Source organism: Bacillus sp. ISL-47, from assembly GCF_018613175.1.
In the GTDB taxonomy this organism is placed as follows: domain Bacteria; phylum Bacillota; class Bacilli; order Bacillales; family Cytobacillaceae; genus Cytobacillus.
Map to the genome: position 1 here is coordinate 1 of NZ_JAGGQS010000074.1, position 11327 is coordinate 11327.

The 11327-nt window shown below is 41.6% G+C and carries 13 protein-coding genes, 2 tRNA genes and 1 rRNA gene; 3 read left to right on the forward strand and 13 right to left on the reverse strand.

Features of this window, described 5'->3' with window-relative positions:
* Positions 1–69 precede the first annotated feature (69 nt).
* Both groL and groES read right to left on the reverse strand, forming a co-directional pair.
* Positions 70–1701, reverse strand: coding sequence for a chaperonin GroEL (gene groL / locus J7I93_RS22555; RefSeq protein WP_214728749.1), 1632 nt, complete (start codon positions 1699–1701; stop codon positions 70–72).
* 65 nt (positions 1702–1766) lie between these two features.
* Entirely contained in the window at positions 1767–2051 is a 285-nt protein-coding gene (gene groES / locus J7I93_RS22560) for a co-chaperone GroES (RefSeq protein ID WP_009336289.1), read from the reverse strand.
* 324 nt (positions 2052–2375) lie between these two features.
* Between groES and J7I93_RS22565 the strand changes: the two genes are divergently transcribed.
* Positions 2376–3110: a CPBP family intramembrane glutamic endopeptidase gene (locus J7I93_RS22565; protein WP_214728751.1), complete on the forward strand. Its 735-nt coding sequence runs from the start codon at positions 2376–2378 to the stop codon at positions 3108–3110.
* 48 nt (positions 3111–3158) lie between these two features.
* Positions 3159–3365 carry a DUF4305 domain-containing protein gene (locus J7I93_RS22570; RefSeq protein WP_214728753.1) on the forward strand — a complete coding sequence of 69 codons (207 nt, stop codon included), beginning with the start codon at positions 3159–3161 and terminating at the stop codon, positions 3363–3365.
* 21 nt (positions 3366–3386) lie between these two features.
* On the opposite strand, the gene tatC is transcribed toward J7I93_RS22570, so the two are convergent.
* From tatC to moaC, 4 genes are all read right to left on the reverse strand, one after another.
* Positions 3387–4142, reverse strand: coding sequence for a twin-arginine translocase subunit TatC (gene tatC, locus J7I93_RS22575; RefSeq protein WP_214728755.1), 756 nt, complete (start codon positions 4140–4142; stop codon positions 3387–3389).
* A gap of 16 nt (positions 4143–4158) precedes the next feature.
* Positions 4159–4329: a twin-arginine translocase TatA/TatE family subunit gene (gene tatA, locus J7I93_RS22580; protein ID WP_026582802.1), complete on the reverse strand. Its 171-nt coding sequence runs from the start codon at positions 4327–4329 to the stop codon at positions 4159–4161.
* 77 nt (positions 4330–4406) lie between these two features.
* Entirely contained in the window at positions 4407–5051 is a 645-nt protein-coding gene (locus J7I93_RS22585; RefSeq protein WP_110067739.1) for a redox-sensing transcriptional repressor Rex, read from the reverse strand.
* Positions 5052–5077: 26 nt separating this feature from the next.
* A complete protein-coding gene (moaC, locus tag J7I93_RS22590; RefSeq protein ID WP_214728757.1) occupies positions 5078–5560 on the reverse strand; it encodes a cyclic pyranopterin monophosphate synthase MoaC in 483 nt (160 codons plus the stop codon).
* Positions 5561–5758: 198 nt separating this feature from the next.
* Between moaC and J7I93_RS22595 the strand changes: the two genes are divergently transcribed.
* Positions 5759–7681: an ABC-F family ATP-binding cassette domain-containing protein gene (locus J7I93_RS22595; protein ID WP_214728759.1), complete on the forward strand. Its 1923-nt coding sequence runs from the start codon at positions 5759–5761 to the stop codon at positions 7679–7681.
* Between the two features lie 227 nt (positions 7682–7908).
* Here the strand turns inward: J7I93_RS22595 and tsaD are convergent, their stop codons facing one another.
* The 7 genes from tsaD to rrf form a co-directional block, all read right to left on the reverse strand.
* Positions 7909–8940 (reverse strand): tRNA (adenosine(37)-N6)-threonylcarbamoyltransferase complex transferase subunit TsaD, encoded by a 1032-nt coding sequence (gene tsaD, locus J7I93_RS22600; RefSeq protein WP_214728761.1) that lies wholly within the window; start codon positions 8938–8940, stop codon positions 7909–7911.
* Positions 8937–9386: a ribosomal protein S18-alanine N-acetyltransferase gene (rimI, locus tag J7I93_RS22605; protein WP_214728763.1), complete on the reverse strand. Its 450-nt coding sequence runs from the start codon at positions 9384–9386 to the stop codon at positions 8937–8939. Before rimI ends, tsaD begins: the two co-directional genes overlap by 4 nt.
* Positions 9387–9404: 18 nt before the next feature.
* The gene (gene tsaB, locus J7I93_RS22610; RefSeq protein ID WP_214728765.1) at positions 9405–10109 is read right to left on the reverse strand and encodes a tRNA (adenosine(37)-N6)-threonylcarbamoyltransferase complex dimerization subunit type 1 TsaB; all 705 of its coding nucleotides are present in this window, start codon (positions 10107–10109) and stop codon (positions 9405–9407) included.
* Positions 10106–10561, reverse strand: a complete 456-nt coding sequence (gene tsaE, locus J7I93_RS22615) for a tRNA (adenosine(37)-N6)-threonylcarbamoyltransferase complex ATPase subunit type 1 TsaE (RefSeq protein ID WP_214728767.1) — start codon at positions 10559–10561, stop codon at positions 10106–10108. The genes tsaB and tsaE overlap by 4 nt, the downstream gene beginning before the upstream one ends.
* A gap of 213 nt (positions 10562–10774) precedes the next feature.
* Positions 10775–10851, reverse strand: a tRNA-Asp gene (locus J7I93_RS22620).
* Positions 10852–10854: 3 nt separating this feature from the next.
* Positions 10855–10928 (reverse strand) — tRNA-Met (locus tag J7I93_RS22625).
* A gap of 196 nt (positions 10929–11124) precedes the next feature.
* Positions 11125–11241: ribosomal RNA gene (gene rrf, locus J7I93_RS22630) — 5S ribosomal RNA — on the reverse strand.
* Between the last annotated feature and the right edge of the window lie 86 nt (positions 11242–11327).

Sequence of the window (11327 nt, forward strand, 5' to 3'; positions counted from 1 at the left end):
CACCCATGCCGGGCGCACATAGAAAAAAACCACTCCTCGTAATGAGGAGTGGTTTTTGGAGGGGCGTTATTACATCATGCCGCCCATTCCGCCCATGCCACCCATATCAGGCATTGCAGGAGCTGGGTTTTCTTCTGGCTTGTCAGCAACAACAGCTTCTGTTGTTAAGAACATAGCCGCAACAGATCCAGCGTTTTGAAGAGCTGAACGAGTTACTTTAGTTGGGTCAACGATACCGGCTTCGATCATGTTTACCCACTCGCCAGTTGCAGCGTTGAAGCCTGTTCCGACTTCTTCGCGCTTTAAGCGATCAACAATGATTGAACCTTCAAGGCCTGCATTGTGAGCGATTGTACGTACAGGCTCTTCCATTGCACGCAATACGATGTTAACACCAGTAGCTTCATCGCCTTCAGCTTCAATGGCAGCTACTTTATTGTAAACGTTTAGAAGGGCAACACCACCACCGGAAACGATACCTTCTTCTACAGCTGCACGTGTAGAGTTAAGGGCGTCTTCGATGCGAAGCTTGCGCTCTTTCAATTCAGTTTCAGTTGCAGCACCAACCTTAACAACTGCAACACCGCCAGCAAGCTTAGCTAGGCGCTCTTGTAATTTTTCGCGGTCAAATTCAGAAGTTGTTTCTTCCATTTGAGTACGGATCTGGTTAACACGTCCGCCGATTTGCGCGCTGTCTCCAGCACCTTCAACGATTGTAGTGTTTTCTTTTGTAACAACTACTTTAGTAGCGCGTCCTAAAGAGTCGATTGTAGCAGACTTAAGGTCGCGGCCAAGCTCTTCTGTAATTACTTCACCGCCAGTTAGAATCGCGATGTCTTCTAACATAGCCTTACGGCGGTCACCAAAGCCAGGAGCTTTAACAGCAACTGCATTGAAAGTTCCGCGAAGCTTGTTAACTACCAATGTAGCAAGTGCTTCACCTTCAACATCCTCAGCTACAAGCAATAATGGCTTGCCTTGCTGTACAACCTGCTCAAGGACAGGAAGGATTTCCTGGATGCTAGTAATCTTCTTGTCAGTGATTAAGATATAAGGGTTTTCAAGAACCGCTTCCATCTTATCAGAATCTGTTACCATGTATGGAGAAGCATATCCGCGGTCAAACTGCATACCTTCTACCACATCAAGCTCAGTAGTGAATCCTTTAGATTCTTCAATTGTGATAACACCGTCGTTGCCAACGCGCTCCATAGCTTCAGCAATCAATTGGCCAACTTCATTGTCGGCAGCAGAAATTGCTGCAACCTGAGCAATTGATTCCTTGTTTTCAATTGGCTTTGAAATAGCTTTTAGCTCTTCAACAGCGGTAACAACCGCTTTTTCAATACCTTTGCGGATACCCATTGGGTTAGCGCCTGCAGTAACGTTCTTAAGTCCTTCACGGATCATAGCCTGTGCAAGAACTGTTGCAGTTGTTGTACCGTCACCAGCAACATCGTTTGTTTTGCTTGCAACTTCAGCAACAAGCTTCGCACCCATATTTTCGAAAGCATCTTCTAATTCGATTTCTTTCGCGATTGTAACCCCATCATTAGTGATTAATGGAGAACCGAATTTTTTTTCGAGAACCACGTTGCGTCCTTTAGGTCCAAGAGTAACTTTTACTGCATTTGCAAGGGAATCTACACCGCGAAGCATCGCACGGCGGGCTTCTTCACTAAATTTAATCTCTTTAGCCATTTATATAAAACCTCCTCAATTTTTTTAGCTCTTTTTCTGTTTTAAAATCTACCGTACTTCGGCTATTAGCCAATTACAGCAAGAATATCGTTTTCACGTAAAATTAAGTATTCTTTGCCTTCGTACTTCACTTCAGTACCAGCATATTTTGAGAAGATAATACGGTCGCCGTCAGCAACTTCAAGAGCAACGCGCTCACCATTTTCAAGAACGCGGCCAGTTCCCACAGCTACAACCTTACCTTCTTGAGGTTTCTCTTTAGCAGTGTCCGGCAGTACGATGCCGCTTGCAGTTTTTTCTTCAGTTTCAACAAGCTCGATAATAATTCGATCACCTAGTGGCTTTAACAAGTGAAACAACCTCCTCAAATAATATGTAAATATTTTTATTTATTAGCACTCTCCCTAATCGAGTGCTAACACAATTATTATATTAATGAATCTCATTTCCATTTGCAAGGGTGAAGCTTAAATTTTTTAAAAAAATTTGCACCGTCCAAAAGACGCTAAAATTCGACACAAACAACCTCATAAGTATGCTTCATTTGATTTCTTTTTAGTCAGTAAGCTAAAAAATCCTTTGCTGCAGCGCTGAAATTTGAAACGGGCTCCTTTTTATGAGTAAAATGGCTTTAGTACATGTTTTAAAACCATCAATTTTAAGGGGTAAACATTTTGAAGAAGGAATATTGGATTATTTTAATAGCCTATATTGCTATGCAGCTTTCAAGTCTATTCGGCGTTCCGCTGGTCCTCTTACTTGCAGATCTCCTCGGACAGAAGCCCGAAAACATGCAAATTCTGGCGGTAGCCTACTGGCTTGTCATCAGTTTCACTATTACATTGATCATTACGCTTCTTTTATTGAGAAAAGAGATGAAAATGGGATTGGCACAAAGAGATGCTTCTTCCGCAGCAAGCGCAGTCGGCTGGGCAATTGGCGGCATATTTTTAGCTTTAATCGCTCAAGCTACAGCTGCAAGCATTGAGAACATGATTGGCGTGGAAATGGGATCTGAAAATACACAGCAAATCATACGGATCATAGAAGCCTCCCCTGTCGTAATCTTGATTAGTTCAGTAGTGGGGCCCATCCTGGAAGAGATCGTATTTAGGAAGATTATTTTCGGTTCTCTCCATAAACGATTTAACTTCTTCCTATCTGCCCTAATCAGTTCTGTGATTTTTGCTCTCGCCCATTTTGAACCTGAACATATTCTTTTGTATTCGGCCATGGGCTTTACCTTTGCTTTCCTATATGTAAAAACAAAACGGATAATTGTACCGATTTTTGCCCACGTTGCCATGAATACTCTTGTGGCAGTCATTCAGCTTAATCAGGAAAACTTGGAAAAGTGGATGAAGGAAATGGAAAATGTACAAAGCTTTATCAGCTGTATTGCAGTCTAACACTCAGCGAAGTAAATCGTTTCGCTTTCACTTTATTGGAGGATTTTGATGAGAAGCACACCTTTGTTTTCAGGCATCGTATACATCCTGCTGGGATGCCTTTTTACCTTTATAGCCATTCAGAATATACAGCGTGAAGAAGCATGGAGTTTCTTTACTTATTTTCTGATCATTATTGCCACATTCGATCTTGGCACCGGCCTGAGAATGGTTGGTTTCCATTTTAAAATGAAAAATAAAAAAAACAAAAAATGAGCCCGCAATAAGGCTCATTTTTTATGATTGCTCACTTTCAATTTCCTGAAGCTTCTCTGCTTCCAATACTTTTTTATAGGAAATGCGAGAGATAAAAATACTGACTTCATATAAAAGCAGCAGCGGAATCGTCACCATCATATGGGATAAAAGATCCGGCGGTGTAATAAAAGCCGCTATGACCACTAATACAAAGTAAGCATATTTCCGTATCTTCACCAAATATGCTGGTGTGACAATTCCCAGCCTTGTTAAAAACATGACCACAACCGGAAGCTGGAACAGCACCCCAAATGGAATGGTCAGCTGGAAAAGGAATTGAAAATATTCATTTATCCCGATTACCTGATTGATGGCAAGCCGGTTGGCAATGGAAGTCATGAACTCAACTACAAATGGAAATAAAATAAAATAAGCGAATGCGATTCCGCCGACAAACAAAATGACAGAAACGGGTATATAGCTAAGTGTAACTTTCCGCTCTTTGTCAGATAATCCTGGGCTAATAAAGGCCCATAGCTGATATAAAATCACGGGTGATGTAATAATAAAAGCGATCAGAAAAGCAAATTGCATATAAACTTTAACCGGGTCTGTTAACCGGAAAGCATTCATCGTCAATTCCTTCGCTTCATCCGCTTTTTGCAAATAAACAATCAGCGGTTCAGCCAGGAAAAAGCTAAATATCACGGCGATAAAGAAAAAGATAACGGAAATGACTATCCTTTTTCTTAATTCGCCTATATGTTCATAAATCGTCATATCATTATGACTCATATCTATTCATCCTAACTTACTTAGCATCTTTTTTATCGTCATCGTCCGCTAAGCCTTTTGCTGCGTTTTTAAATTCACGTAATGTATTCCCTGCTGCTCTTCCCAATTCCGGAAGTTTTTTTGGTCCAAATATCACTAATGCAATCAAGATAATGAGTATGAGGCTACCAGGTCCAAGATTCATCATTGCCGCACACCTCCCCTTACCTATAATAGCGAATCCATTACAATCTTCAACTGTTATCTATTGGAATGCAGGATGGATTACGTTTCTGCAGGATAATTTTTTAAGAAATAAACCAGTGACTGCAATTCAACAGCCAGGTCAATATGGTGAATCCGAATGGATGAAGGCACAGTCAGTCTCGCTGGCGTAAAATTCAGGATGCCTTTAATCTTGGCTTTAACCATCCGATCTGTAATCGCCTGTGCAGGCGGTGCCGGTACTGTTAGGATGGCTACCTGAATATCATTTTCTTCAATGACCTTTACCAGATCATCCATATGGTAGACAGGCACATCCCCTATCTTCGTTCCTACCTTGTTCTCGTCCACATCAAAAGCAACTTCTATCTTGGTATTATTATTCTTAAGAAAATTATAATTTAAAAAGGCCGTCCCTAAATTACCTACTCCAACCAATGCTACTTTAGTCAGTTCATCCTGATCAAGGGTTTTACGAAAAAAGGATAGCAGATAATTTACATTATAGCCGTAACCTTTTTTCCCTAACGCACCAAAATAAGAAAAGTCCCGGCGAATTGTTGCCGAATCCACCTTAACCGCTTCACTTAGTTCCGCTGAAGAAACCCTTTGTTTCCCCGAGGAGTGGAGGTTTTTGAGAAAACGATAATATAAAGGAAGCCGTTTAGCTGTGGCTTGAGGTATTTTCATTGGTTCATTGGCCATTCGTCCATCTCCGTCCCTATGATGTATTAGTCTCTTTTAAAATCTCCGTTTTTCCCGCCTGTTTTTTCCACCAAAAAGGTTGGTCCGATTACCATTCCTTTGTCTACTGCTTTACACATGTCATAAACAGTTAGAGCACAAACAGAAGCTGCTGTTAACGCTTCCATTTCCACACCTGTATTTCCTTTCGTCTTTACAGAAGCAGTGATGAACAGAATATATTCTTCCTGCCCAGTTTTCCATGAAAAAGAAATATCTACGCCAGTTAGCGGCAGCGGATGGCACATTGGAATAATATCCCATGTTTTCTTGCTTGCCATGATGCCGGCAACCTGTGCAACCGAAAGCACGTCCCCTTTTTTCATGGTATTAGATGTAATCTTTTCATATATTTCCTTATTAACAGTTATACTCGATTGGGCAATGGCTGTCCGCGCTGTTTCAGGCTTATCGCTGACATCCACCATTTTTGCTCTGCCTTCTTGATTAAAATGGGTAAAATCCGCCATAAAAAAACACCTCTCTCCAAAATCATACACTATTTTTCCCCATCTTTGTACGGGCTTTGTATGCTTCTTCACATATTTCTTTACTATTTTCGTATAAAATATTTCCATTCAGCACCTGCAGGATAAAAGGCCTGCCTCCTTTATTGCCGAACATATATGAATAAGTTACACTTACTCTATACTATAGAGGTGAAAAAAATGATACTTTTACAAGTAAATCAGCTATCGAAAAACTTTGCTGCTGATCCTATTTTAACGAATATAAAGCTTGAAGTACAAACCAGGGACCGAATTGCCCTTGTAGGACGTAATGGAGCAGGGAAATCTACCCTTTTAAAAATTATAGCCGGCCATATGGCGTATGATTCCGGGGACATTATAAAACCTAAGGAAGTAACGATAGGATACCTGGCTCAAAATACGGGCCTTGAGTCCGACCTTTCCATTTGGGATGAGATGCTGACAGTGTTTGAGCATTTGCAAAAACAGGAAAAACAGCTGCGTCGTCTTGAAGAACAAATGTCAGACCCTGAAGCCATGAATAATTCTGATGCATACGATCGAATCTTAAAGGAATATGACAAACTTCAGGTAGAGTTCAAAGAGAATGGCGGCTATCAGTATGAAGCGGATATCCGTTCCATTCTTCATGGGCTGAACTTTAATTCTTTCGGCTACAATACGAAAATTTCAACCTTAAGCGGCGGCCAAAGAACAAGGCTTGCCCTTGGAAAACTTTTGCTGACAAAGCCCGATATTCTCATATTGGACGAGCCGACAAACCACCTGGACATTGAAACATTATCATGGCTGGAGCAATACTTGCAGAGCTATGACGGTGCCATTCTAATTGTTTCCCATGACCGTTATTTCCTCGATAAGGTTGTTTCCCAGGTATACGAAATTTCAAGGCACCAAATCCGTAAATATCCTGGAAACTATAGTTCCTATTTGGACCAAAAAGCAGAAAACTTTGAACGGGAAATGAAGCAATTTGAAAAACAGCAGGAAGAGATTTCAAAGCTTCAGGATTTTATCCAGCGCAACCTTGCACGGGCTTCAACAACCAAACGAGCCCAAAGCCGGAGAAAACAGCTTGCCAAAATGGAAGTGATGGACAGGCCGCTGGGAGACGAGAAATCCGCATCGTTTGGCTTTGATATTGAAAGGCAATCTGGCAATGAAGTTTTAAATATAAAATCACTGGCTGTCGGATATGAAGATAAAGTTTCTGAAAATATTTCCTTCCGACTTGCCAGAGGAGACAGCATTGCCCTTGTAGGGCCAAATGGAATCGGCAAATCTACTTTACTGAAAACGATTGTGAAAAAGATATCGGCTCTTTCCGGGGATATACAATACGGATCCAATGTAACAATCGGATACTATGACCAGGAACAGGCTGAGCTTACCAGTAATAAGCGAGTCCTAAACGAATTGTGGGATGAATATCCGCTTAAGCCTGAAAAAGAAATTCGCACGATCTTAGGCAATTTTCTTTTTTCCGGTGATGACGTCCTTAAAACTGTCTCAACTCTTAGCGGCGGCGAAAAAGCCCGCCTGGCTCTGGCAAAGCTGATGATGCAGAAAGCTAATTTCTTAATATTGGATGAGCCGACAAACCATCTTGATCTGGATAGCAAAGAAATCTTGGAAAATGCTTTAATTGACTATCCGGGGACTATACTTTTCGTTTCCCATGACCGTTATTTTATCAACAGAATAACCACAAAGGTGATAGAGCTTTCCAGCAGCGGTGCAACTGAATATCTTGGGGATTACGACTATTATGTTGAAAAGAAGCAGGAGCAAGAAGAACTGCAGGCATTTGATCAAAATAACAATGATCATTCTGCACAGCCTTCAAGACAGGAAAAAAATAATTATCAGCTAGATAAGGAAGCAAAAAAGCTTGAAAGACAAAGAAAAAGAAGAATGGATGAAATCGAAGAGCAGATAGAAGCGCTGGAAAAGAAAATCGAAGATTATGATCAGCTTCTCTGCGATCCGGAAGTTTATCAAGACCACGAAAAAGTATTGGAAATAACAAAAGATAAGGATGAATTAAAAGCAAAACTGGAAGAACTATTGGATGAATGGACAGTTTTAGCAGATGAATAATGAAGGAAAATTCATAACTTTTAGACTGGTAGGATAGTCACTACCAGTCTTTTTTATTATCCACAAAGATAACCACAAACAAAAGTCGATTATATACGGTCTCCACAGAGTTTTCCACATTATCCACAGAAACACGGTAATTTATCCCCATTATCCACATAAAATTCAGAAAATGAGCATTTTATCCACAAAAAAAGCCCCCGGGCTACCGGGGACTTTTACCTATATTATTTATTGTTGTGGATAGCGATATCTAACCCTGGATTTGCATTCAAATCTAAGCCGGAATGAATGCCCTTTTCAAATAAAATACTGCCTGCTGCTGCAATCATGGCTGCATTATCTGTGCATAAAGATAGCGGCGGGATAATGAGCTCTATATCCGGATTACAGGCAAACTTGTCCTCCAATTCTGCACGCAGTCCTTTGTTCGCTGCAACACCGCCTGCCAGCAGAAGCTGCTTAACTTTATATTCCTCCACAGCTCTTTGCGTTTTCGTTACAAGTACATCTATTACACTTTCCTGAAAACTTGCCGCAAGATTCTCAGGGACAATTTCTTCCCCACGCTGTTCTGCATTGTGGACAGTGTTAATAACTGCAGATTTTAAGCCGCTGAAGCTAAAGTCATATGACCCTTCTTCCAGCCAGGCCCTTGGCAAATTGATCGTAGGCTTCCCCTCATGTGCAAGCTTGTCTATATGCGGTCCTCCCGGATATGGCAGGCTTAACGTTCTTGCTACCTTATCATAAGCCTCCCCTGCAGCATCATCCCTTGTTTCGCCAATCACCTCAAAATGGCCATGTTCCTTCATATACACAAGCTCTGTATGGCCTCCTGATACAACAAGTGAAAGCAAAGGAAACTTCATTTCAGCAACTAAGCGGTTAGCATAAATATGCCCTGCAATATGATGCACGCCAACAAGCGGGATCCCATGGGCAAAAGCAATGGCCTTTGCTGCATTTACACCGATAAGGAGTGCCCCAACAAGGCCAGGCCCTTCAGTTACAGCAATTGCAGATAGATCCGAATAAGTAATTCCTGCGTGGTTTAATGCTTCTTCCAGTACTATAGTTATTTGTTCGACATGGTGCCGGGAAGCAATTTCCGGGACTACTCCGCCGAACCGTTTATGGCTTTCTATTTGGGATGCAACAACATTAGCCGCAACCTCCCGGCCATTCTTTATGATGGCAACTGCTGTTTCGTCACAACTCGTCTCAATTCCCATGATCCATTGATCTTTTTTATTCATAAATTCACCCACATTACTAAAGCATCCTCTTGATTATCAGTATAATAGTTCTTTCTAATTGCTCCATCCTGGAAGCCGAGTTTGCGGTATAAGGACTGTGCGGTGAAATTGGACACTCTGACTTCAAGGGTCATCGTTTTTGCACCCATTTCAACGGCAACCTCAATTATCTTGCGCATTAGTGCTTCACCAAGTTTCCTCCCCCTATATTCGGGCAGCAGTGCAACATTGGTGATATGAGCTTCGTCCACAACTATCCATACTCCGCAATAGCCTATCACTTTATCATCTTCTTCTATAACTACGTATACGGCAAACTGATTCTGTGTTAATTCGTTATAAAAAGCTTCCCTGCTCCAGGGAGTAGCAAACGATTTATGTTCAATTTCCAAAACATCATCAATATCCTGCTCATTCATAAAACGGAAAGTTAAGGACTTATTCATGCTTTCGCTTCCTCACCACTATAGCTTTTTTTCTTTGTTCGCTTCTATCCAATTGGCCTCAGCTTCCGCAAGACGAATATAATTCGGAACAAAAGAATGAACTTCCTCACCCTCTCGGTCTCTGCCTAATAAAGCAAGTTCCGCAGGCCGTGGGTTGTGTTCGGTTGGTGCTGCATATATAGCTTGATCTTTGAGTGTTTCCTCTAAAACATTACGATGCAGCGGCAAATCGTTTCCTATGAAAAGTACCTTCTCATGTTGCTTAGAAAGCTGTTCAGCCCAATCTTTAGAAAGAAGCAGCTGGTCCTTTACAAGAGAAACTAACTGACCTTCCGTATATTGATACAGACCAGTATAAATCTGTCCTCTCCTGGCATCGAATAAAGGGGATACTACCCCATCAAAATACCTTCCTGCAGAAGCAGCAAAAATTTCCAAGCTTGATACTCCTACCAGCGGTATATTTAATGTCCATGCAAGTGTTTTTGCTATAGTCACACCAATTCGAACACCAGTATAAGAACCAGGCCCTTTCGCAACCACGATCTTATCTAAATCAGCTGGTTTGACATCACATTCTTTCATTAACATATCAATAGCCGGCATAACCCGGACAGAGTGATTCTTCTTCACATTTGTAATATGCTCGCCTATTACCATATCACCCTCGAGGAGGGCCACTCCTAGAGGGTAATTAGATGTATCGATGGATAGAACCTTCATGACATAATCTCCTTACACAATTCCTCATATCTCTTTCCTTTTGGTTCCAAAATTAGCCTTCTTGATCCTTTGTCTCCCAAATATAAAGAAACCGTCAACAATTCATCAGGAAGCTGGTCTTTAATTAAATGAGCCCATTCTACAACTGTGACCCCATTGCCTTCAAAATATTCATCAAAACCCAGATCTTCAAAGGAATCTTCCACTCTGTATACATCCATATGATAAAGAGGCAATCTTCCCTGGTATTCCTTGATAATTGTAAAAGTTGGGCTATTCACATTCCTGATTACACCCAGGCCCTGTGCCAGTCCCTTTGTAAATGTCGTTTTACCTGCACCTAAATCACCTTCCAGAGCAAGAACATCCCCCGGCCGGAGCAGGCTGCCAAGTCTTTTTGAAAATCCCATGGTATCCTCTGGCTGGTTCGAGATAAACTCAATCTGATTCATATTATTTCATCACCTTTAGTGGTTTAATCTGCGTATGAACAAAAAAACCTTAGGATAAATCCTAAGGAGAATAATCTATATGTAGTGTACATCATTTTAAATCAATGGGCAAAGCATGCCCTCTTTCATTAGTTGGTTCACTAGAAGGAAGACTAAAAAAGACATAAAAAAAGACGAAACCTTGTTTCGTTCTTTGAATTAAATCTATAAAAATGGCGGTCCGGACGGGACTCGAACCCGCGACCTCCTGCGTGACAGGCAGGCATTCTAACCAACTGAACTACCGGACCGGATTGCGGGGGCAGGATTTGAACCTGCGACCTTCGGGTTATGAGCCCGACGAGCTACCGGACTGCTCCACCCCGCGATAGTATTATTTATGTGATTTTTCTATGCTCACATATAGCATAAGGACTGTCCCGATCTCAGGAAGCTAAACAAAGATGCGTCTCGATCGGTACAACTCGCAGAATATTCTTGAAGCAACGCTCGTTGCTCCACCCCGCGATAGTGTTATTTATGTGATTTTAAAAATGTCCATATATAGCATTTAGAAAACCAAAGCCCGGCAGCGTCCTACTCTCACAGGGGGACAGCCCCCAACTACCATCGGCGCTGAGAAGCTTAACTTCCGTGTTCGGTATGGGAACGGGTGTGACCTTCTCGCTATCGCCACCAGACTATTTGGTTTGAAGAAAATTCATTCCTTCAAAACTAGATAATGCATGAAGAAGTTGCCGAGTATTCACCAATAACTTGGTTAAGT